At 73.6% G+C, this 21,216-nt stretch carries 24 protein-coding genes; 12 read left to right on the plus strand and 12 right to left on the minus strand.

Annotated features, from left to right (window positions below):
• Window positions 1–126: 126 nt before the first annotated feature.
• Entirely contained in the window at window positions 127–1,041 is a 915-nt protein-coding gene (locus ACWEQL_RS00825) for a class I SAM-dependent methyltransferase (RefSeq protein ID WP_452147959.1), read from the plus strand.
• A gap of 259 nt (window positions 1,042–1,300) precedes the next feature.
• Here ACWEQL_RS00825 and ACWEQL_RS00830 read toward each other — a convergent pair whose 3' ends face one another.
• Window positions 1,301–1,876: an SMI1/KNR4 family protein gene (locus ACWEQL_RS00830; RefSeq protein WP_452147960.1), complete on the minus strand. Its 576-nt coding sequence runs from the start codon at window positions 1,874–1,876 to the stop codon at window positions 1,301–1,303.
• Between the two features lie 88 nt (window positions 1,877–1,964).
• Between ACWEQL_RS00830 and ACWEQL_RS00835 the strand changes: the two genes are divergently transcribed.
• On the plus strand, window positions 1,965–2,432 hold the full coding sequence (locus ACWEQL_RS00835; RefSeq protein WP_452147961.1) for a nuclear transport factor 2 family protein: 468 nt from the start codon (window positions 1,965–1,967) through the stop codon (window positions 2,430–2,432).
• A 7-nt stretch (window positions 2,433–2,439) separates the two neighbouring features.
• Here the strand turns inward: ACWEQL_RS00835 and ACWEQL_RS00840 are convergent, their stop codons facing one another.
• Window positions 2,440–3,786 (minus strand): hypothetical protein, encoded by a 1,347-nt coding sequence (locus ACWEQL_RS00840; RefSeq protein ID WP_452147962.1) that lies wholly within the window; start codon window positions 3,784–3,786, stop codon window positions 2,440–2,442.
• A gap of 199 nt (window positions 3,787–3,985) precedes the next feature.
• Here ACWEQL_RS00840 and ACWEQL_RS00845 point away from each other — a divergent pair, with 199 nt between their 5' ends.
• Window positions 3,986–4,441, plus strand: a complete 456-nt coding sequence (locus ACWEQL_RS00845; RefSeq protein WP_452147963.1) for an ATP-binding protein — start codon at window positions 3,986–3,988, stop codon at window positions 4,439–4,441.
• 76 nt (window positions 4,442–4,517) lie between these two features.
• Here the strand turns inward: ACWEQL_RS00845 and ACWEQL_RS00850 are convergent, their stop codons facing one another.
• Entirely contained in the window at window positions 4,518–5,369 is an 852-nt protein-coding gene (locus ACWEQL_RS00850; RefSeq protein ID WP_452147964.1) for a hypothetical protein, read from the minus strand.
• A 224-nt stretch (window positions 5,370–5,593) separates the two neighbouring features.
• Here ACWEQL_RS00850 and ACWEQL_RS00855 point away from each other — a divergent pair, with 224 nt between their 5' ends.
• The gene (locus tag ACWEQL_RS00855) at window positions 5,594–6,019 is read left to right on the plus strand and encodes a hypothetical protein (protein WP_452147965.1); all 426 of its coding nucleotides are present in this window, start codon (window positions 5,594–5,596) and stop codon (window positions 6,017–6,019) included.
• 197 nt (window positions 6,020–6,216) lie between these two features.
• Window positions 6,217–6,423, plus strand: a complete 207-nt coding sequence (locus ACWEQL_RS00860) for a hypothetical protein (RefSeq protein WP_452147966.1) — start codon at window positions 6,217–6,219, stop codon at window positions 6,421–6,423.
• 78 nt (window positions 6,424–6,501) lie between these two features.
• On the opposite strand, the gene ACWEQL_RS00865 is transcribed toward ACWEQL_RS00860, so the two are convergent.
• The gene (locus ACWEQL_RS00865; RefSeq protein ID WP_452147967.1) at window positions 6,502–6,963 is read right to left on the minus strand and encodes a hypothetical protein; all 462 of its coding nucleotides are present in this window, start codon (window positions 6,961–6,963) and stop codon (window positions 6,502–6,504) included.
• Window positions 6,964–7,182: 219 nt separating this feature from the next.
• Here ACWEQL_RS00865 and ACWEQL_RS00870 point away from each other — a divergent pair, with 219 nt between their 5' ends.
• From ACWEQL_RS00870 to ACWEQL_RS00885, 4 genes are all read left to right on the plus strand, one after another.
• Entirely contained in the window at window positions 7,183–7,506 is a 324-nt protein-coding gene (locus tag ACWEQL_RS00870; RefSeq protein ID WP_452147968.1) for a MazG-like family protein, read from the plus strand.
• Window positions 7,507–7,581: 75 nt separating this feature from the next.
• Entirely contained in the window at window positions 7,582–8,052 is a 471-nt protein-coding gene (locus tag ACWEQL_RS00875) for a hypothetical protein (protein ID WP_452147969.1), read from the plus strand.
• 192 nt (window positions 8,053–8,244) lie between these two features.
• Complete coding sequence (locus ACWEQL_RS00880; RefSeq protein WP_452147970.1) at window positions 8,245–8,670, plus strand: ATP-binding protein; 426 nt, start codon at window positions 8,245–8,247, stop codon at window positions 8,668–8,670.
• 273 nt (window positions 8,671–8,943) lie between these two features.
• Window positions 8,944–9,684, plus strand: coding sequence for a hypothetical protein (locus ACWEQL_RS00885; protein ID WP_452147971.1), 741 nt, complete (start codon window positions 8,944–8,946; stop codon window positions 9,682–9,684).
• A gap of 88 nt (window positions 9,685–9,772) precedes the next feature.
• Here ACWEQL_RS00885 and ACWEQL_RS00890 read toward each other — a convergent pair whose 3' ends face one another.
• Complete coding sequence (locus ACWEQL_RS00890) at window positions 9,773–10,432, minus strand: hypothetical protein (RefSeq protein WP_452147972.1); 660 nt, start codon at window positions 10,430–10,432, stop codon at window positions 9,773–9,775.
• A 134-nt stretch (window positions 10,433–10,566) separates the two neighbouring features.
• Here ACWEQL_RS00890 and ACWEQL_RS00895 point away from each other — a divergent pair, with 134 nt between their 5' ends.
• Together ACWEQL_RS00895 and ACWEQL_RS00900 are read left to right on the plus strand one after the other, a co-directional pair.
• A complete protein-coding gene (locus ACWEQL_RS00895) occupies window positions 10,567–11,130 on the plus strand; it encodes a DinB family protein (RefSeq protein WP_452148055.1) in 564 nt (187 codons plus the stop codon).
• Between the two features lie 427 nt (window positions 11,131–11,557).
• Window positions 11,558–13,168, plus strand: a complete 1,611-nt coding sequence (locus tag ACWEQL_RS00900) for a carbohydrate binding domain-containing protein (protein WP_452147973.1) — start codon at window positions 11,558–11,560, stop codon at window positions 13,166–13,168.
• A gap of 88 nt (window positions 13,169–13,256) precedes the next feature.
• Here ACWEQL_RS00900 and ACWEQL_RS00905 read toward each other — a convergent pair whose 3' ends face one another.
• The 4 genes from ACWEQL_RS00905 to ACWEQL_RS00920 all read right to left on the minus strand — a co-directional run bounded on the left by ACWEQL_RS00905 (window position 13,257) and on the right by ACWEQL_RS00920 (window position 17,511).
• Window positions 13,257–13,859 carry a DJ-1/PfpI family protein gene (locus ACWEQL_RS00905; protein WP_452147974.1) on the minus strand — a complete coding sequence of 201 codons (603 nt, stop codon included), beginning with the start codon at window positions 13,857–13,859 and terminating at the stop codon, window positions 13,257–13,259.
• A 98-nt stretch (window positions 13,860–13,957) separates the two neighbouring features.
• On the minus strand, window positions 13,958–16,486 hold the full coding sequence (locus ACWEQL_RS00910; RefSeq protein ID WP_452147975.1) for a caspase, EACC1-associated type: 2,529 nt from the start codon (window positions 16,484–16,486) through the stop codon (window positions 13,958–13,960).
• Window positions 16,452–16,841 carry a hypothetical protein gene (locus tag ACWEQL_RS00915; RefSeq protein WP_452147976.1) on the minus strand — a complete coding sequence of 130 codons (390 nt, stop codon included), beginning with the start codon at window positions 16,839–16,841 and terminating at the stop codon, window positions 16,452–16,454. Before ACWEQL_RS00915 ends, ACWEQL_RS00910 begins: the two co-directional genes overlap by 35 nt.
• 202 nt (window positions 16,842–17,043) lie before the next feature.
• A complete protein-coding gene (locus ACWEQL_RS00920) occupies window positions 17,044–17,511 on the minus strand; it encodes a S1 RNA-binding domain-containing protein (protein ID WP_452147977.1) in 468 nt (155 codons plus the stop codon).
• Between the two features lie 124 nt (window positions 17,512–17,635).
• On the opposite strand from ACWEQL_RS00920, the gene ACWEQL_RS00925 reads away from it, so the two are divergent.
• Window positions 17,636–17,983, plus strand: coding sequence for a S26 family signal peptidase (locus ACWEQL_RS00925; RefSeq protein WP_452147978.1), 348 nt, complete (start codon window positions 17,636–17,638; stop codon window positions 17,981–17,983).
• 129 nt (window positions 17,984–18,112) lie between these two features.
• Here the strand turns inward: ACWEQL_RS00925 and ACWEQL_RS00930 are convergent, their stop codons facing one another.
• The 3 genes from ACWEQL_RS00930 to ACWEQL_RS00940 form a co-directional block, all read right to left on the minus strand.
• Window positions 18,113–19,159: an RNA ligase family protein gene (locus ACWEQL_RS00930; protein ID WP_452147979.1), complete on the minus strand. Its 1,047-nt coding sequence runs from the start codon at window positions 19,157–19,159 to the stop codon at window positions 18,113–18,115.
• A gap of 11 nt (window positions 19,160–19,170) precedes the next feature.
• On the minus strand, window positions 19,171–19,962 hold the full coding sequence (locus ACWEQL_RS00935; protein ID WP_452147980.1) for a hypothetical protein: 792 nt from the start codon (window positions 19,960–19,962) through the stop codon (window positions 19,171–19,173).
• 348 nt (window positions 19,963–20,310) lie between these two features.
• The gene (locus tag ACWEQL_RS00940) at window positions 20,311–21,198 is read right to left on the minus strand and encodes a LysR family transcriptional regulator (RefSeq protein ID WP_452147981.1); all 888 of its coding nucleotides are present in this window, start codon (window positions 21,196–21,198) and stop codon (window positions 20,311–20,313) included.
• Window positions 21,199–21,216: the final 18 nt, after the last annotated feature.

Genomic DNA, 21,216 nt, shown 5'->3' on the forward strand with positions numbered 1-21,216 from the left:
CCGACGCGTCCCGGCGGTGACCGCCGGGCCCGATGGGCCGGGACCGGCCACGCGCGGGCCCGTCGAACCGGCCGGGGCGGGTGTGCCGGGAGGCCGCGGGGCGGTGGGCGCGGGATCGTGGTGCGCATGGAACGGACGAGATCCGAGATGTGGACGGTCGGCGCGGCCTACGACCGCTACATGGGCCGGTGGAGCCGGCTCGTCGCGCGGGAGTTCGCGCCGTGGCTCGGGTGCGGGGACGAGCTGCGCTGGCTGGACGTGGGCAGCGGGACCGGTGTGCTGGCCGGCGTGGTGGCCGATCGGTGCCGGCCCCGGCTGGTACTGGGCGTCGACCGGTCGGAGGCGTTCGCCCGGGCGGCCGCCGACGGCGCGGCCGCCGGCTGTACGGCGGACGACCGTTCGGCGGCCGACCGTGGCTCGGCCGACCGTGGGTCGGCCGGGTCGGCCTGCCGTTTCGTCGTGGCGGACGCGACGGCGCTCCCGGTTCGGGACGGGTCCTTCGACGTCGCGGTCAGCGCCCTGACGCTGAACTTCCTCCCCGGTCCGGCGGCGGTCGTGGCCGCCATGGTCGGCTCGGTCCGGCCCGGCGGCACGGTCGCGGCGTACGTATGGGACTACGCCGACGGGATGGGGTTCCTGCGCCGCTTCTGGGACGCGGCCGGCAGGGCGGTGCCGTCCGCGGCGGCGCTGGACGAGGGGCGGCGCTTCCCGCTGTGTCGGCCGGAGGCGCTACGGGGGCTGTGGGCCGCCGCCGGGCTCGTCGACGTCGCGACCACGGCGATCGAGGTGCCCACGGTCTTCGCCGACTTCGACGACCTGTGGGCCCCGTTCCTGGCGGGGCAGGGCCCGGCGCCGGCCTTCGTCGCCTCGCTCGCCCCGGTGGAGCGCGACCGGGTCCGTGACGAACTCGGCGCAGCCGTCCCGCGGCGCTCGGACGGGTCGATCGGGTTCACCGCCCGTGCCTGGGCGGTCAGGGGCCGCAGACCGGCCCGCACCCCGCCAGGCACCGCGTTGTCCGTGGCCAGGGGACGACCCGGGTAGGATCCACGCCGCCGCGGAAGCACGACGCGCCGGGCACGTCGGGACGGCACCGGGTGGACTCCGGCCTCGGCGGTGGTCCCGTGGTGACCGGGGTCGGGAACAGGACGAGGGGGAGTGGCCGTGCCGGAGGCGTGGAGTCGCTGAGCAAGGACACGCGGCGCAGCCTGGAGGCACTGCTGCACTGCTGCACTGCTGCACGGCGGCACCGAGGCGCACCGCGCCTGAGGCGGCCCGCCCGCCAGAGGCCACGCCCTCGGGCTCAGGGACGCGGGTGGTAGTCGTCCCAGAACTCCTGCGCAGCCTGCGCGATCTCGTCGATCGACGTGAACCAGTGGGTCTCGAAGGCCTCGGCGAGCGAGTACGGGTGGTGCGGGTCGGTGAGCATCGCGTGGAGGAACTCCGAGGCGGAGCAGTCGAAGCGCTCCCACGGATCGAACTTGTCGTACCGGGCGTGGACCGGCCAGCGGTCCGGGTCGTGCTCCGTCACGAGCCAGCAGAGCGAGTGCTCGGCCGAGGTCGACGCCCACTCGATCAGTACGAACTCAGGCCCGCCGGGCGGCGCGGGGTCGGCGAAGTCCGAGCGGTCGGCGGTGATCCGCGTGAGGTCCAGCAATCCCGCCCCCGGAGCAAGGAGTTCGAGGTCGTGGTCGAAGGAGCCCGCGCCGAAGGCCTCCGCCAGTCGCTTGTAGTCCTGCGGTATCCGCGTACCGAGCCGCCGCTCCACGGAGTCCCAGTCGAACGGGCGGGGCGCGGCCCGCCGGCCCGTCAGCGCGACCAACCGCTCGACCGCGGTGGGGCGGGACCCGACCGCGATGGGGTGAGAGGTGATGTCCATGCCCAGGAGTGAACCGCACGCCACCGACATGGCCCGCCTACTGAGCCACCCTTGACTTCAAGTCGGCTTCAAGGAGCAGGCTTGCGCCATGACCACGCACACGGATCACACGGACATCAGCCTCCTCGTCAGCCGGCACTTCCGCTCCCTCGACGAGCGGACGTTCGACCTGGACCGGGTCAGGCGCTTCACCACGGACGACATCCGCACCGTCACCCCGATCGGGACGACCGACGGCCAGGAGGCCCTGCTGCGGCACACCGAGGAGGCCCTGAACCGGTTCGCCCGCACCCAGCACATCGCCACCGACGTCATCACCGAGGTCGCGCCCGACCGGGCCACGGCCACCGCCTCCTGGAACGCCGTGATGACCCACGTCCACCTCGACACCACCCTCGAGGCCCACGGCGCCGACGCCGACCCGCTCTTCGTCGTCGGCGCCACCTTCCACGCCGACCTCCTCCGCGCGCCCGAGGGCTGGCTCTTCCGGCAGGTCGCCATCCGGCCGGTCTGGACGACGGGCCGGCCGCCGCTGCTCGACGGCGGGCCGGAGTAGGCGGGGGTCAGGCCTTGGAGGCCGCCAGGGCCCGCGCCCGCTCGTCCAGTTCCCGCATCCGCGCGTTGCCGGAGTACGGGCGGACGCGGGCCCGCAGCTCCCGGAAGTGGTCGTCGGCGCGGGCCGAGGACAGGGTCTCGTAGTCGTCCAGGAACGCGTGCCAGGTGGTGGCCGCCCGTTCGACGTGCCCGACCTCCAACTGCCGCTGGGCCAGAACCCCGTTGGCGTGCGCCCGGCCCTGCTTCTCCACCGGCGGACGCAGCCGCTGGGAGCGCTGCATCGCCGTGATCGAGCCGGGCACGTCCCCCAGGGCGTACAGCACGGAGGAGACGTGGAAGTGGTAGGCCGCGGCGTCGTACCCGCCGACGTGGTCGTTGCGGCCGTCGGCCTTCGCCAGCGCGTCCTCGGTCTCCCGCAGCCGGGCGAAGGCCAGCCGGCGGTCGCCGACCAGCGCGGCGCCGTGGGCCTGCTGCCCGGCCAGGAACGCGCGCAGCCGCGGGCCGGACGTCGGCGCGGCCTCGGCGGCCGCGTCGGCCAGGTTGAGCGCCTTGCGCCCGTACTTGAGGTCGGCGGCCTGCAGGGCCATGCCGCGCAGGGTGCGGCAGTAGGTGACGTGATCGCCCGCGGCGGCGGCCAGTTCGAGCGCGCGGTGGTAGTAGCTCTGCCCGAGGCCGTGCTGGATCTCGTACATCGCCATCCAGCCCATCAGGTAGACCAGGTCGGAGGCGGCGGACAGCATGCCGGACCGCACCCCGGGCGCGCAGTCCGCCCGCAGGTAGGTGCCCACGGTGTTGGTGAGGAACGCCGCCGCCATCGGGCGGGCGTGGCCGGCGCCGAGCTCGTCCAGGATGTCCGCGATCCGGACGGTCATCGTCCGCACGGTGTCCACCTCGCCGCCGCCCACCCGGACGGTCCGGGCGGCGGCCGCGGAGGTGGCGTCCACGCGCTCGGCCAGGTCGGCGAACCCGGGCACCCCGAGGGCCGCCGAGTACAGGCCGGTCTTGAGCACGCTGCGCCGCGACGGGTCCATGTCGGCCCTCCCGAGATTGACGACCTCCGCCACGACGTCGCCCGAACCGGGGTGCAGCAGGTCCTCGTCCGGACCGGAGAACCCTGCCTCGGCCGGTGTCACCGTCCGCCCGAGCCGGCGGGTGAGGGCCGCGCAGACGACCGGCCGGACCTGGTCGTTCGGCCGGGTGCCGCGCACCCAGTGCGAGACCGCCGAGTGGTCGTACCGCAGGTCGAGCCCGATCTCCCGGCCCGCGCGGTTCACGGCCTGGGCCAGTTGGGTCCTGGTCCACCGGGCCTCGGTGAGCAGCGCGGCCAGCCCCGCGTTCGGTGTCCTGGCACCCATCGGTCGCTCCCGTCCACGAGCTTTCACGGCGTTCACACTGCGGCGCAGCATGCCCGGTTCCCGCGCGGCACGCCCGGAAGTTGAATACATGTCAGTCCAACGAGGCGCCTGTCGGCCGACGGTGCCTCAACACTTCCCCGTGCGCCGCGCCCGGAACCGTGACGCGGCGCACGGCCCCGTTCACGGAGGTGGGAGCGAGATGCCCGACAACTCCCGTACGGTCCCGTGCTCCACGGCGCCCACCGCGGTGGCGGCGCCACCGGAACGCCCCCTCACCCTCAACCGGAACCTGTGCAACCGTCCGGAGAGCGCGGGCGAGGCGCGCCGCCTGGTGTCCGGGGCGCTGACCGCCCGGGTGGCCGACGGTGTGCGCGAGGACGCGCTGCTCATCACGTCCGAGCTGATCGGCAACGTCCGCCGGCACACCGACTGCCGGTTCGTGGGCCTGAGCCTCCGGTTGGAGCCGGACCGGCTGCGGATCTCGGTGCGGGACTCCTCCCGCACCCCTCCGGTCCTCCGGTCCACCGGCGCCCCCACCGACACCGGCGGCCGCGGCCTGCGGATCGTCGCGGCCCTCGCCGACCGCTGGGGCTGCGACCAGGCCGCCCACGGCAAGACCGTCTGGGCCGAACTCCTCCTCCCCGCCCCGACTTGAGCCCCCCGGCCTTCGTCTCCCCGGCGGCCGGGTCGGCAGGTCCTGGTGGTCGAGGAGCTCGATCACGCGCGGGAGTCTAGTGAGTGCCGGAGGCCGGAGTGCCCGGGGTCTCCAGGTAGCGGCGGAGGGAGGTGGCCATGGCGGCCACGAAGGCGTCCCGGGTGGGGTCGTCGAGCAGGTCGAGGGAGAGGTAGGGGTTGAGGTCCTCCAACTCGACCAGCAGCAGCCCGCCCTCGCGGGTGCGGCAGGCGTCGACGCGCTGGATGCCGTGGTCGAGGGTGTTCCAGGCGATGAAGCGGTCGGCGAAGGCGAGGTCCTCGGCGCTCGGGCGGTACGGCTCCAGCACCCAGCGGCGCTCCGGGTCGGGCGCGTGCAGCGCGTACTGGAAGGCGTCGTCGACGTAGTAGAACGACACCTCGTAGCGGAAGTCGATCCGCGGCTGCACCAGCACCTCCCCGTACGCCAGGTCGCCGAGCCGCTCCTGGCCGAGGAACGCCAGCCCGATCGAGTCCGCGCCCGCCTTCGGCTTGACCACGTACGAGCCGGCGGCGGGCAGCCGGTGCAGGTCCTCGGCGCGGTCCACGGTCGGGATCACCGGATATCCCGCGGTGGTCAGGTCCAGCAGGTACTGCTTGCCGGCCATGTCGCCGCGCCCGGTGAGCGGGTTGTAGACCCGCGTGCCGCGCTCCCGCGCCCGCGCGCGGAAGGCGTCGTACGCCTCCCGGTAGTGCAGGACCGGGCCGCTGTTGCGGACCACGACCACGTCGAAGGAGTCCATCAGCGCGGCGGCGTCCAGGGGGTGGCACACCGCGAGGTCGAAGCCGTCCCGAAGCCGCGAGGTCAGGAAGATGTCCTCGTCGCAGTACCGCCGGCCCTTGGCCTGGTAGCCGAGGTCGGACACGAACAGCACACGGGGGCGAGCGGACATGGCGACTCCTTGTTCGAGTTCACCCAACCTACCTGACCAGCGGGAATCCCGGTCAAGGGGTCTGCGGCACGGCCCGCCGCCCTGACTGCTTGGTAGCGGAGCGTGACCGATTTCGGCCCCGGATTGCCCCGGTCGGGTGAAACCCCGTCACCGACGGGTGAGGCGGGGGTGCTCCGGAGGGCGGGGAGGGGTTGGCTGGGGGCGAACTCCTGGGAAGGTTCCGCATGGGGCGCACGACTCGGCTCGGCTGCTCCGTGGCCCGGTTCGTGGTCACGGTGCTGCTGGGTGCCGCGCTGGCCCTGCTGGGCGGGACCGATGCCACCGCGGCCCTCGGGACGGCGCCCGGCGCGCTGTGCGCCGTCGTCGAGGAACCGGCGGGCGGCGGAACGGGCCCCTCGGCGCCGTCACCGGCCACCCCCGATCCGGACGGCTCCGCCGGACCGTGCGAGCCCGCCGATCCCTCCGACCGCCGCCGCGACCACCGCGGTCACCGCACCGGCCGGCCACGGCCGCTGACGGCCGGTCAGTCCGAAGCGCTCCTGGCCGCGGCGAGCGCCACGGCCGCCGGGCCCGTCCTCCCCGCGCGGCGGTCCGAGGAGCGGGTCGCCCCCGAGGGCGCGGGCGGCCGGAGGACGGTCCTGCGCTGCTGACGGTGCCCGGCCGGACACCCGGACCGCCCGTGTGACGGCGCGCCGTGCGCCGGACGTGCGGAGCCGGGCCCCGGCCCGCCGCGACCACCGTCCGACTCCGGACACCGCGTCCGGACAGCGCCCCCGGTGCACCGCGTCCGCGGACGCAATCGCAGACGCGTCCGGACACCGCATCCGCACACCGCAGGAGATCAGCCATGCCCATCGACGTCTACTCCGCCATGAGCGCCCTGGTGCGCGCCGAGGCCGCCCGCGTGCAGGAACCCGCGCCCCCGGCCCCCGACCCCGCCCGCGGCGCCCACCCCGTCACCACGCCCGAGCCCTCGCCGGCCACCGAACGCCGCGACCGTGCCGGCGGCACCCTGTCGGCCTCGGTCCGCCGCTTCACCGGCCTCTTCGGCTGAGCCCGCACGGACGCCCCGGTGCCGCGGCCCGCGGGACGGCCGCGGCGCCGGGGAGGCGAACCGCCCGGGCCGCCGCGCTCAGAGGGCGAACGGACGGTAGGCGAGGGCCTCCTGGACGATCCGCTCGGCGGAGGCGTTCCGCAGGTGGGCCGGGGGACGGAAGATCAGGCCGCCCACTCCGGGGTGCGGGACGTTCGCCCCGAGCAGCCGGAGGTAGTGGTCGGTCTCCGGGTCGGCGGCCAGGATCCGGTGGACGAGCTCGACCAGCTCCTCCGTGGTCACGTCCGCGACCCGCGGCCGGGCGGGCAGGGCGGCCTCCAGGGCGAACGCGTCCACGCTCCGGCTGCCCTCGTACTCGGCGAAGTCGAGGGTGGTGTAGTCGTGCCCCGTCGCCGCGTTGAACGCCCGGATCTCCCCGTCGGCGGCCTCGGAACCGGCGAGCACCAGATCGGCGATCCGCTCGATGGCGTGGCGGAGTTCGTCCAGCCGCCGAGGGCTCACGGGCGGGGGCAGCAGTTCCGTTCGCAGGTGGCTTCGCATGTCGGCGGGACCCTCTCCGGAGGCCGGGGAGCCGTTTGCCGCGCCGTCCGCGTGTCGAACGACTTGCGGCGGGTATGCGATGACCGGCATGGCCGGAACGATAGCGGGCCGGACCGACAGCGAGCGCCGGGCGGTGCTCGAAAACAACCTGTTCGGGCCGGGTGGCCCGGAACCTCCCGGCTTGAACGACCGGTTCGAACACGGGCAGGATGCGGCCCCATGGATTCCTGGACGGTCATCAACTCCCTTGCCCAGAAGCTCAATTCCCACTCACCGGTGTCCCGCGAGAAGATGGTGCTGGTGCAGGCCCTCAAACTCGCGGAGGAGAGCGGCGAGGTCGCCGAGGCCGCCATCGGAATGCTCGGCCTCAACCCGCGCAAGGGGTTCTCCCACACCCTGGACGACGTCCTGGCCGAGGCCTGCGACGTCGCCGTCACCGCCCTGGTCCTCGTCGCCCGCTCGGGCGCCGACCCCCGCGAGGTGTTCGAGAACCACCTCCGCCACCTCCAGAACCGCCCCCTCACCGGCGAGGCCGGCGCCTGACGTGGCCCTGTACCCGTACGACCTCTGACGGGCGCCCGCGGCCGGTTGTCGTAGGCCCCGGCTAGGGTCCGTGGTGTGAGCGACTACCACGATCTGTTCCTGACCGTCGACCTGCCGGCGGACCTGCCGGAGCCGGCGCTGCGGGAGCTGCGGTGGCTGTTGGGGGAGGGGGAGATGTCGCAGGCGCCGGCGTCGGCGGACTGGGAGCCGTGGGGGGAGCCGTGGCCGATCCTCGCCGGGGGTGCGGCGAGTCTCGCCTTCCCCGGGGTGAACCAGTCGCAGCTGGTCCGGGCCGTGGACCGGCCGGGCCGGGTGGGGCAGGAGCCCTGGGCGCTGACCGTCCGGGCCTGCGTCCACGAGGAGGAGTTCGGAGTGGTGATGGAGGTCGTCGGGTGGATCCTCCGGCAGGCGACCACCCGGGGGTGGGTCGGGTTCCTGCGGTACTCGGCCTCGGAGGGGGTCCAGCACATCGTGCGCCGTGCGGACGGCTTCGACGTCTTCGACGTCCGCACCGCCTGGAAGCAGTTCGGCGAGACCTGGGCGTAGGGCGTAGGGGCACCCCCGTGCGCGGGGTGCGCACGGGGGTGGGAGACGCCGGGCGCCGCGTCGACGGCGGTCGCCTCGCCGTTACGGGCACGCCGGGCCGGGTGCCCCGTTCACCCGATGGAGCGAGGTTGGCCGTTCCGGGCCGCGGGGATGTACCGGGCGAATCGCTTGACCGGGTAAGGGGAGGCGCGTGTGTCCGTGACCACCGACGCGGGCGGGCCGTGCTGCGGCGTGGCCGTGAGGCTGATCTTCCGGGCCGACCAGGATCCCGGCCTCGCCCGGGTGCGGGACGTGCTCCGCGTCTTCCTCGACCCGCTGCCCTTCGGCGAGGCCGAGCGGTCCGAGGTCAACGGCGCGGTGCTGGAGGCGGTCCTCAACGCCGTCCGGCACGGCGCGGTGAGGGAGAAACCCGCGGTGACGATCGACCTCGCGGCCGAGGCGGGGCGGGTCACGGCCACGGTCGCCGACCACGGCCCGGGCTTCGACCCGGAGGCCCGCCACCGGCCGTACGGGCGGGGCGTCCCGCTCATGCGGCGGTTGATGGACGAGGTCGAATTCGCGTTCCCCGCCGCCGGCGGCACCCGCGTGACCCTGCGCCGGACGATGCTCCGGCGCTGATCCGTTCCGGGCGGGCCGGGGCCGGGGAAGTCGCGCCGCAGGGCTCCGGACGGCGGGGCGGGCCCGCTCCGTGGGCAGGACGGACGCGGTCGCGAGGACACCGCCCGGGCCCGTGCGGCCCTCGTCGCCCGGCGCTCCTCACGTCGACCACCCCGCAGCTCACGCGAGGTGTTCTCGCACCATTGACGTGACGCCCGTCACCCCCGATATTCGGGAGGCCGGTTCGGCCACGGCGCCGGACCGCTGTACGTCGAGGTGGGAAGGTGTGCGGGCATGGTCGGATGGATGGTGGCCCTGGTCCTCGTCGCAGCGATCGGGGTGGCGTGGTGGCGCAGACGGTACCCCGGGGCGTGGCGGTTCGCCTTCGCCGGCGCCCACAGCAAGGACCGTCAGGAGCTCGACGACGCCCGCGGCGCCCATCGGACCGGCCACGGCCGGGCCCGTACCGAACTGGCGCGGGCCGAGACCCGGGTGAAGCAGGCCGACCAGGCGCACCACGCCGCGGTCGTCGCCGCCGAGCGCGCGGTCGCCAGACTGCGCCGGCCCGGCCGGGGCGGCCTGGTCGCCGAACTGGGCGAAGTCGCCCTGTACGAGCACGTGCTGGTGTTCAAGGACACGCAGATGCCGCTGGCGGGCCTCGCCGCGCGGTTCGAACTCGCCCGGAACAGCAGCAAGATGTACATCTACCTGACCCGGTCGGACGGCAGGGTGGAACTGCCCGACTACACCGGCGAGGACTTCGAGGAGGAGGACGTGCGCCGGTTCAGCGTCCGGATCCAGAACGCCGTCGCCGACGAGAACGAGTTCCGCCACAACCGGGAGGACGCCATCCGCCAGGCCGAGACCGCCGCGGACAAGGCCCGCGCCGACACCGCGGCCCAGGACAAGGCCCGCGCCCACCTGGAGGCCGTCGCCGCCCGGCACACCGACAGCGCCGAACTGGCCGACCTCGACGCCGATCTGGAGGCGGCCCGCGACCGCTGGGAGGCCCTCACCGGCTGCCGCCCCCGCTGACCCGACCCGGCGACCCGAATCGCCGGCCCCACCCGCCGGCCCGGCCGGCTCGCCCTGGAGGCCGTCCGGCGCCCCGAACCCTGCCGGTTCACATCAGCGGCAGGTCCCCCAGGTCGGCGATCATTCGGCAGACCTCGGCGGTGGGCGGGCCGGCGGGAAGCATGGCCGACGAGCTGTCCGGTGGGTCGGCCGGGGGTGGTGTGCCCGCCCAGAGGCGGACCCGCCAGGTGCGCCGCCGGCCTTCCAGCGCCGCGCCGACCGCGTGCTCGGCCAGCAGGCATTCGGCCTCCCGCGCGAACGGCCGCTCCACCAGGTAGTCCGTACTGCGGATGTCCAGGACCCAGGTGTCACCGTCGTCCTCGCTGAACTCCACGGCGTAGGTGAAGGACCCGACCGCGACGCCCGGCACGTCGCTCTCGCCCCACCAGGGCAGCTCGGGCGTGCCCCGCCCCGCCAGTTCGCGCACCCGGCGCTCGTACTCCTCCTCGGCCGGTCCGCGGTCCGCGGCGTCCAGATACTCGACCCCGTCGTCGGACACGGTGCGGACGGCCCACCTGTGCCCGCCGTCCGGGGCCGGATAGGCGGCGAGCGAGCAGGCGGCGGTCACCACCCGCCCGTCACCCCTGGTGAGGGAGGACCGCTTCGGCCGCTGGAGCGCGACGTCGACGGCCGCGGTCAACGCCCCGATCTGCGCGGCGTCCGCGAGCTCGGACGGCCGGGTAGGGGAGAGGACCACGCGCATCGCCATGGCAGCCGACTGTAGGCCACGGCTCCGACAGGACGGCGGGCCCGGCGGGTCCGGTCAACTAGGACACGATCTGACCCACATGGCTCGTACCGTAGGCCTTGTCGATGGACGAACACCCCACGAAGGCGGAGAACATGAGCGAGAACACCACCGCGACCACCGAGTCCACCACCCCCGCGGCGCCGGCCGTCAGTGGCGAGCGGCGCGACCTGTTGGAGCAGCTCGGCAAGCAGCGGTACTTCCTCCGTCTCACCACCCGCGACCTGACGGACGAGCAGGCCGGGAAGCGGAGCACCGTCAGTGAGCTGTGTGTGGGCGGTCTGATCAAGCACGTCGCGGCGACCGAGCAGACCTGGGTGAACTTCATCCTGGAAGGCCCGTCGGCGTTCCCGGACTTCACCGCGATGACCGAGGCGGACTTCGCGGAACGCGCCGCCCAGTTCTCGATGCTGCCCGGCGAGACGCTGGCCGGCGTGCTGGCCGCGTACGAGGAGGTGGCCCGCCGGACCGACGAACTGGTCGCCGTCCTGCCCGACCTGGACGTCTCGCACCCGCTGCCGCCGGCCCCGTGGTTCGAGCCCGGCGCCCGCTGGTCCGCCCGCCGCGTCCTGCTCCACGTCATCGCCGAGACCGCCCAGCACTCCGGCCACGCCGACATCGTCCGCGAGGGCCTGGACGGCGCGAAGAGCATGGGCTGACCCCGGCCCACCCCCGGTCACCCCGGCGCCGGACGCGGCGCCGGGGTGGCGTTGCGTCAGGGACTCACCGGCCGTCCCGCTCGCGGAACTTCGGCGGATCACCTCGCCGGGAGGGGTGCGGACCTCGGGATTGGTCCAGACCTATTGACGTGCCTTGCCGGCGCTCCTACGATCCGGACCGGTACAGCCCCACATGTCCCCACCTCACCCCGTAGCCGGGCGTCACGCCCCCACGCGATGGTCATGTCCATGGCGCTCGGCGGGAAGGGAGCACAGCATGTTCCGTCGGAGGTCACGCACTCCGCGTTCGTCGGGCGATTTCCGTCCTCGTCCGGAGCCCGGCCGGCTCGAAGGCGACCACGGCGACGGGAGTGAGCCGCTCCGGGCCGCCTGCCCGTGGCGCGCGGGTGTGGAGCGCGCGGCGCAGGTGAACCGGACCACCCATGGGACGCACGGACCGGCCGTCCTGAGGCGCTCCCTCGCCGCGCTGAGCGCCGCCGCCGTCATCGGTGCCGGCATCACCGTGGCCGGCTCCGTCACGGCCGGGGCCGCCACCACCAACCTGGTGGCCAACCCCGGATTCGAGAACGGACTCTCCGGCTGGACCTGCTCCGGCGGCTCCGGCGCGGTCGTCGGCAGCCCGGTCCACGCCGGCACCTCCGCGCTCAAGGCCACGCCGACCGGCCTGGACAACGCCCAGTGTTCCCAGACCGTCAACGTGCAGCCCAACTCCCAGTACACGCTGAGCGCCTACGTCCAGGGCAGCTACGTCTACCTGGGCGCCACCGGCACCGGCATCACCGGCACCACGTCCACCTGGACGGCGAACAGCGCCTCGTACGGCCAGCTCAACGTGAGCTTCAGCACCGGGGCGAACACCACCTCGGTGACCGTCTACCTGCACGGCTGGTACGGGCAGCCCGCGTTCTACGCGGACGACGTGTCGCTCAGCGGCCCCGGCGGCAGCAGCCCCACGCCGACCACCACCCCGCCGACCACGGCCCCGCCCACCACCACGGCTCCGCCGACCACCACCGCGCCGCCCACCACGACGGCCCCGCCCACCACGACGCCGCCGGGTGAGACCTGCCCCACGAAGCCCAAGCCCTCGGGCAAGGTCCTCCAGGGGTACTGGGAGAACTGGGACGGCGCCGCCAACGGCGTCCACCCGGGCATGGGCTGGGTCCCCATCACCGACAGCCGGATCGCCGCGCACGGCTACAACGTCATCAACGCCGCGTTCCCGGTGATCCTCTCCGACGGCACCGTCCTGTGGCAGGACGGCATGGACGCCGGCGTCAAGGTCTCCACCCCCGCCGAGATGTGCCAGGCCAAGGCCGCCGGCGCGACGATCCTGATGTCGATCGGCGGCGCCACCGCGGGCATCGACCTCAGCTCCAGCACCGTGGCCGACAAGTTCGTGGCGACCGTCGTCCCGATCCTCAAGAAGTACAACTTCGACGGGATCGACATCGACATCGAGACCGGCCTGTCCGGAAGCGGCAACATCAACACGCTGTCCGCCTCCCAGTCCAACCTGATCCGCATCATCGACGGCGTGCTGGCCCAGATGCCCGCGGGCTTCGGCCTGACCATGGCCCCCGAGACCGCGTACGTCACCGGCGGGAGCGTCACCTACGGCTCGATCTGGGGCTCCTACCTGCCGATCATCAAGAAGTACGCCGACAACGGCCGCCTGTGGTGGCTCAACATGCAGTACTACAACGGCAGCATGTACGGCTGCTCCGGCGACTCCTACCAGGCCGGCACCGTCCAGGGCTTCACCAAGCAGACCGAATGCCTGAACAACGGTCTGGTCATCCAGGGCACCACCATCAAGGTGCCCTACGACAAGCAGGTCCCCGGCCTGCCGGCCCAGCCGGGCGCGGGCGGCGGCCACATGGCGCCGAGCCTGGTCAGCCAGTCGTGGAACGCCTTCGGCGGTTCGCTGAAGGGGCTCATGACCTGGTCGATCAACTGGGACGGCTCCAGGGGCTGGAGCTTCGGCGACAACGTCAAGTCCCTCCAGGGGCGTTGACGGTTCCGCTGACGTCGTCCTGATCTCCCGTCGGCGTCCCGCGCCCCGAGGCCGAGCCCCGGGGCGCGGGGCGTTGACCGCCGGGCGGTCAGACGGGCGGCTCGGGGTCGTACTGGATACCGCGGCGGACCTGGCGGGCGCGTTCCGGGGAGCTCAGGCGGGCGACGAGGTGGAGGGCCATGTCGATGCCCGCCGAGATGCCGGCCGAGGTGATGAGGTCGCCGTCGTCGACGAACCGGTCCTCCCGGCGGACCTCCGCCGTGGGCTCCAGTTCGGCGAGCAGGTCCAGGGACGCCCAGTGGGTGGTGGCCGGCCGGTCGCGCAGCAACCCCAGCCGGGCCAGCACGAGCGCGCCGGTGCAGACGCTGGTCGTCAGCGTGGCCGCCGAGGTGAGCTCGCGGATCCAGGCGAGGTGCGCCTCGTCCTCCAGTAGAGGACGGGTCCCCCGGCCGCCCGGGTGCAGGACGACGTCGGGCGCGGGCAACTCCTCGCGGGACAGGTGCGGCAGGACGGTGAGGCCCTTCGCGCAGTGCACCGGGGCGCCGTCGGCGGAGACGCAGTCCACCCGCCAGCCGTCCTCGGGGAACGTGCGCGTCCAGTAGGACAGCACCTCCCACGGGCCGAAGGCGTCCAACTCCTCGACGTCCGGGAAGAGCACGATGGCGATCCGGCGGGGCGTGATGTCGCTCATGCCGGCCATCCAAGCAGGGCGGACCGGACCGGCGCCCGCATTTAGCGGCCGGCCGGGTGGCCGGGGCGGCGTCGGCCCGTCGGGTCCGGGCGACGCGGTCAGCGTGTCGCGGCGTTGACCTGGGCCTCGGCGACGGCGCCGGCCTGGACGCCCCACTTGGTCAGGATCTGCTGGTAGGTGCCGTCATCGATGATCGCTTGGACGGCGCCCTGGATGGCCTGGGTGAGCGGGCTGTTCTTGTCGACCAGGATGCCGTACTGGACGACGTCATACCTGCTGCCGATCATCTCCAACTCACCGCCGGACTTTTCGACGGCATAGTCGACTACCTCCGAGTCAGCAACCAGGGCTTGGTCGAGACCATCGAGGACCGCGTTGGTGGCGTCGGCCCAGTCGTTGAACTCGTCGTTCTGGATGGAGGGCTGGTCGGCCTTGGCGCACTCGTCGTCGCGCTCGGGGATGTCCTCGATGGCCTGGAAGCTGCCGGCTGCGACGGCGATCTTCGCACCGCACATGTTGTTCGGATCGATCTGGTCCGGGTTACCCTTCTGCACCGCGACGGAGGTACCGGAGACGAAGTAGTCGACGATGTCGACGGCCTGCTGGCGATCAATTGTGTCGGCCACGCCCATGCCGAGCTGGTACTGCTGCGCAGCGGTGCCATTGATGATTGACGGCAACGAGGTGTCCTCGATCTCGGTAGCGAGTGCCAGCCTGGTCGCGACAGCGTTGACCAGGTCGACGTTCACACCGGTGAGCTCACCGTTCTCGTCGACGAACGCCATGGGCTCGGCCCTGGCATTCACGGCGACCACCAATTTTCCTGTCGCCTTGATGTCGGCCGGGACCAACGAAGCCGGATTCACAGGCACATTGGTGCTCGTTGTCGGCTGCGGGGTGACCTGACTCTGAGTGGTGGTGGGGCTCGGCGTCGGCGTCGTGGTCGGGGAGTCGGACGTGCCGGACGACATCACGACCGCGATGACCGCGGCCACGACCAGGCCCACCACGCCCGCGACGATCGCGCGCGAGCGGCGGCTGCCGGGTAGTGAGCGGCGTGGTGGGGGCCGGTCGGGTGGCTCGTCGTCGTCCCCGGTGGGCGGGTGCGGCGGTCCCGGAGGCGGGACGGCGCCGGGCGGTTTCGTCGGCGGCTCGTCCTCCTCGGTGGCGCTCGGTTTGCCGCTGTCCGTCGCCGGTGCGGGTTCCGGGGGCGGGGGCTTCTCGGCAGGCTCGGGCTCCTTGGGTTCAGGTTCCTTGGGTTCGGGCTCCTTCGCCCTGGGCTCCTCCGGGGCCGGCTTCGGCTCGGGCGCAGGTTTCGGCTCAGGCACCCGCTCGGGTTCGGGCGCCGGTGCCGGCGGCTTCTCCTCGTCGGGCCCGGCTGTCGGCGTCGCCTCGGTGGCCGGGTGGGGGCCTCCCTTGTGGCGCCGCAGCCGATGGGACCGGAAGAGGCCGTGGGACGTCTCCTCGTCGGTCGGCGGGGAGGTGAGCGACGGTACGAGCTGCGTCGGCGAGGTGTCGGCGATGTGGGTCCCGGGCGGTGGCTCGGCCGGCGTACTCGTCGCGACGGGTCCGGCCTCCCCGGTCTCCGCCTCGCCCTCGCCCTCCGCCTCACCCTCGGCCCCGCTCTCCGCGAGACGCGTCCGGGCCGCCGACGCCACCTGGGGGATGTCCGTCTCCGCGGTCTGCCGCAGGACCTCACGCGCGGTGAGGGCCCGGGCGGGATCGTCCCCGGTCAGCCAGGTGCCGAGGATGGCGACCCCGCCGAGGCGGACGGCCGGGTGGGGGCTGTCGAGGGCGCTGCGCAGGGCCTCGGTGAGCGGCGCGGGGGTGACGGTGATGCCGGAGGGGCTGCGGGCGAGCAGGATGTCCCCCTCGGCCCCGTACAGCCAGCGTTGCGGGGTCTGGCGGCTGCCCTGGTTGCGTAACTGGTCGAAGGCGTAGGCGTAGGCGTCGTCGACCGAGATGTAGCCGTCGTTGTCGCCGTCGGCCGCGCCGCTGCGGATGCCGTCGACGATGGCGCTGGTGAACACCGAGCCGCTCAGCACCTCGCCGGGCAGCGGGTCGCCCTCGAAGGAGTACTCGCTGCCGCGTGAGGCCGTCAGCACCACCCGGCCGCGGCCCTGGCCGTGGAAGTGCGCGCCCAGTCCGAGATCGGCCTCGCCCTTGATCCCCCGGGAGAACGCGCCGCTGAAGCAGCAGTCCAGGATGACCACCAGGCGTCGCGCCCGGCAGTCCTCCATCAGGTCGAGCAGCCACTGCGACTCGACACCGGTGGCGGCGAGGCGGGACTTGCGGGTGTCCGTGGCGGCGAAGTAGAGCCGGCGGCGGACGTCGACCAGCCCGTGGGAGGAGATGTACACCAGCAGCAGGTCGTCGGGGTCACGGTCGGTGAGGAACTCCTCGGCGGCCAGCCGGATCTCCTGGGCGGCCCGGTCGACCACCCGGGTGACCTCGAACCCGCCGACGGCCGGGTCGGCCAGGACGGTGCTCAGCTCGTCCGCGTCGTGGGCCGGGGCCCGTAACTGGCGCAGCGATTCGTCGCCGTACCGGGTGGTCGCGACCACCAGGGCGTAGCGGCGTCCGTCGGGGAGCTCAGGCGCGGGCCGGGTGACGGGCGAGCCACTCATCGATCAGCCTCTCCTGCTGCGCGGACGTCACGGCGGTGATCTTCAGGACGTCGCCGCCGTACGTCAGCTCGACGACGTGGTCGGTCCGGCCGACCCAGTGGCGGATGGCGTTCACCACTCCACGCAGCGTCTCGTAGGTCCCGAACTGGACGATCAACCAGCCGGCCAGGGTCGCCAGACCCTTCGCGTCGTCGGGTGCGGTCGGGTCGTCCACGGGATCGACGGCGGCCAGGTCGAGATCGTCCAGCAATTCGGTGCGGAGCCGGTCGGTGAGCTCCGCGTGCTCCTCCGGGTCGAGGTCGGAGTCGGGCCGGACCTGCACCAGCAGTCCGGTCTGCACTTCGAGGTTCGCCATGTCGCGCGCCCCTTCCGCGCCCCTGCTCGATTTCTTCGGCAGCCTCCCACCACCCCCTATAGCCATCATCATCCGGAATGCCCGGTGTGGCACGGCCTCCGCGGGAAGAGATTCAGGGAACCCGTCGGGTGGGGTCAGCCCGGCGGTCGCCGGGCGAGGGCAAGACTGCATCGTGTGCGATCCAGATTCCGGACGGTGACCGTCAGCTCCTCCCGACCCGGACCACGTCCTGCGGGCCCGCGCCCGGTGTCGAGGTGAGATCCCGCAGGTGGATCAGCCCCTCGACCCCGTCGGCGACCTCGACGAAGGCGCCGAACGGGACCAGGTGGGTAACCCGTCCCCGCAGGGTCCGGCCCACCCGGGTGTCGTCGGCGAAGGCCTGGAAGGGGTCGGGCCGGGTGGCCCGCAAGGAGAGCCGGGCCTCGCCGTTCGTGGTGTCGAAGTGGATGAACTCGCAGGTCACACGCTGCCCCACCCGGACGATCCCGGCGGGCGCCTCGAAGCGGTGCCAGGACAGCTCGGGGATCGTGATGAACCCGACGCCGGGGAAGGTCGGGTGACCGGGGCCCTCGTCCAGTGCCACGAACACGCCGAACCGCTCGATCGAGGCGACCGTGCCCGAGAGCCGGTCACCGACGGTGAGGGACTTCAGGAACGCGCCAGAGCTCAAGGTTCTCGTCGCTCCGTACGGGCTCGGGTCGGGGCTCGGGGTACGTCACGGGCGGAACCGTACCGCCGGGCGCCGGCCGGGAAAATCGGTGGGACGAGTCGACCACGGTTGGCATCATCGCCGGATGGGTGCATTGGACGCGGTGGCCGCCAGGGTCGCCGGTGGGGCCACGGTGGAGTTCCGGCCGAGCGGGTCGTCGATGGTGCCGCTGATCCGCAGCAAGCAGCCGGTGGTGGTGGCCCCGGTGGATCCGGCGCTGCTGGAGGTCGGGGACATCGTCCTCGCCCGCGTCTCCGGGACGGTCTACCTGCACCTGGTGTCGTCCGTGGACCCGGCCAGGCGGCGTGTGCAGATCAGCAACAACCGCGGCCGCGTCAACGGCTGGACCAACCACGACCGGGTCTTCGGCATCTGCGTCGCGGTCGACGGCAGCCCACGGCCCGGCGCCGCCGCCAAGACGCGTCCGTCCTGAACCGGGGAGCCGGGGGACGACGTCCGCCGAGCGTGCCGGGACGGCACCGGTCCCGGTGCCGTCCCGGGAAGGCGGCCGAGGCGCCGGCCGACGGCGCTCGGCGGGTTGTGGGTTCAGCTGGTTCGCCGCTCAGCGGGTGCGGCGGTCGGCGGCGTCGTGACGGGCGAGGGCGAGGGCGCCCGGGGCGAGGGCGGCGGCGAGGGCCCGGTGCTGACCGGTGTCGAGGCCGCCGAGGTCCTCGGCGAGTTCGGTGACCACGTCGGCCGTGACCTCGTCCGCCACCTCCTGCGGTGTCGCGTGCGGGCCGAGCTTGCCGACCGCGGCGGCGGCCCGGGTCGGGGTGAGCAACGTGGCCGCCTGCGCCAGCAGCCAGCCGGGGACGCCGGCCGCGCCCTCGGCCGGCGGACGGTAGGGGCGGGCGCCGGCGAAGCGCCCGTCCTCGGCGAAGGCGGGCTGCTTCACCTTGGCCACCGGGCGTTCGGGCCCGTCCGACGTCCACCAGTCGTCGGCGGGCTTGATCACCAGCCCCTCCGCCAGGTTGCCGGGCAGTTCCGGAAGGCCGAGCAGGCCGGGCAGCCGGGTCGCGAACTCGGCCGACAGCGCCTGCAGCCGGGTGAGGCCGCCGTGGCCGAGCAGTGGTGCGCAGTGAAGTCCCGCCGCCCCGGCCGCATCGCGCAGCCGCCCGTCGGACACCCAGCAGGTGCCGCGCGGCGCGCTGACGGTGGCGTCGAACGGGAACCAGTGCAGCCCGGGGCCGTACCAGACTCCGGTCTGCACCGGCTGCGACCCGGGGGAGGCGGGTACGTCGGGGTGCGGGTAGCGGCCGCCGGCCAGTTCGCCGTAGAGCGTCACGGGGCTGCCGGGTTCGGCGCCGTAGGCCGTACGCAGCGCGGCGGCGCAGCGGTCGGCGGCGACGGACAGCGCCGGCCAGATCCGGGCGAGGCCGAAGAAGCCGTCCAGCGCCTCGCCGTCGAGCAGTTCGCGCCGCTTGGCGGGGTGGGCGCCGGTGGCGTCGCAGAGGACGGCGAGGTTCGCGCCGTGCACCTTCTCGGCCGCCACCCACGTACGGACCCCGGTCGCGGCGGAGAGCCGGGCCCGGGCGGGGATCTTCGGGTACGGCGCCCAGTCGCGGGCGTCCGCGGGGCCGCCTGCGGGCCTGTCGCTGGAGTGAGGCATGAGTGAGATCATCACGCCCCGGCGGGGTGCCGGACAACCGACTTCCCGGTGGTCCGGGAGCGGGGCGCGCGGCCCTGGGAGATCTCCGCGTCCGGTGCGAGGCGCAGGCCCGCGAGGGCGAGGAAGTCGTCGAGCTCGATCACGCCGTCGTCCGTTCCGTCGTCCCACCTGGTCCAGAGCCTGGACTCCTCGCCGTCCCAGGTGTCGATGTCCTCGCCGGGGTGCTGCTCGACGCTGCCCTCGCCGTGGCGGTAGCGGAGGTACAGGTACTGGCCGCCGGTCGTCCAGGCGTCCCACTGCGCCGGACAGCCGCTGCGGGTCCGCACCACCTTCGCGAGGATCACGTCCTCCCGCAGGTGGGCCTCCACGGCGCCGAGGTGCTCGCCCTCCTCGGCGATGACGAGGTCGTCCACCAGGGCGAGCAACCGCACGCTCCCGCCGGGGAACCGGAGCGTCAGACCGGCCACGAAGCGGGCGCGGCCGTCGTCGTACCGGATCTCCCGCACCGAGCGCACCGGCTGCCCGACGAACCGGGTCAGCGGCACCCGCGGGGAGTCCTCCGTCACCAGGACGCTGCCGTGTTCGTCCATCGAGTACGGCCCGTGCGGCTGGTCGATGCTCAGCGCCAGTCCGGTGCCGGGCGTGTGGAACAGGACCGGCCCGAGCCCCTCCACATGGAGCCACAGGTGCACCAACGAGGGCTCGTCCACGCCGAAGTGGTGCCAGGCGGTGGTGACCCGGAGCAGCCGTCGGCCGATCAGGTCGGAGTCGTACAGCTCATCCGGTTCCTCGTCCTCGATCACGGCGCCGATGCTCGCACGCCCTCGCCGGTGGGGCCATCGGTTTGCCGGTCCACGCAGGGGGTACCGAGGTCGTGACCGCCGTCGCGCAGGACGCGGACGCCCTCCGGGGGGATTCGATCCTGCCGTCCCCGGTGCCGCGGCCCTGGACCCACTTGGTGTTGATGCCGTTGAGGTCGGCCTTGTCGGCCGCGATGTCGACCCGGGCCCGGCCGCCGTCCTTGCGGACGTCGATGCCGGGGCCCGGAGCCGGCCCGATCCGGTCCCCGGTCCGGCCGGAACGCCGGTGTGAACTCCCTTGGATCGAAAGCGCGTTGCAGGCCGGGGGCATCGCCCCGCCCGGGCCCCGGATCACTCCGTCCCGGGCCCGGCGGGGATGCCGAGGGCGGTCAGGAAGGCGGCCGCCGCCGGGGTGCGGCCGGAACGGCTCCAGACCGCGTACTCGACCCGGGCCGGCGCGTCGGCGACCTCGACGGCGACCACGCCGGTGAGCGACGGCACGAAGGACGAGGCGAACATGGCCACGCCGAGGCCCTGGCCGACGAGCCGGGCGATGTAGTCCGCGTTGGTCACCTCGAAGGCGACGTCACGGTCGAGGCCGGCGGCGGCGAAGGCCTGGTCGGACTGGACGCGTCCGGCGGTCCCGGCCGGCAGGTCCACGAACACCTCGGCGGCGAGCCGGCGCAGGCTCACCGCGGCCTCGCCGGCGAGCGGATGGTCCGGCGCGACGACGGCGACGAGCCGGTCGCGGGCGAGTTCGTGGGCGGCGACACCCCGTGGCCGTACGGTGGTCGGCAGCCCGAGGAAGGCGGCGTCGAGGGTGCCCTGCTCGACCTGCTCGGCGAGTTCCTCGCTGGCGCCCACCCGCAGGCTGATCCGCACCCGCGGGTAGCGGTGGCGGAAGTCGCGCAGCGCCTCCGGGACGTCGACCGCGGCGACCGTGGGGATCAGGCCCACCGCGAGCCGTCCGCGGACCTCGCCGACGGCCGCGGCGACCTCGGCGGCCGCGCGTTCGGCGGCGTCCAGGCACTGCCGGGCGGCCGGGAGGAATGCCGCTCCGGCCGGGGTCAGGCGCACCCGGCGGCTGGTCCGTTCGAACAGCTTTGCGCCCAACTCCCGCTCCAGGCGGGCGATCTGGTGGCTGAGGGCGGACTGCACCACCAGGCAGCGCTCGGCGGCCCGGGTGAAGCTGTTCGTCTCGGCGACCGCGATGACATAGCGCATCTGCTGGAGCTCCATGGATCCATCGTGGATCAC

It is taken from the genome of Kitasatospora sp. NPDC004240 (genome assembly GCF_053603215.1).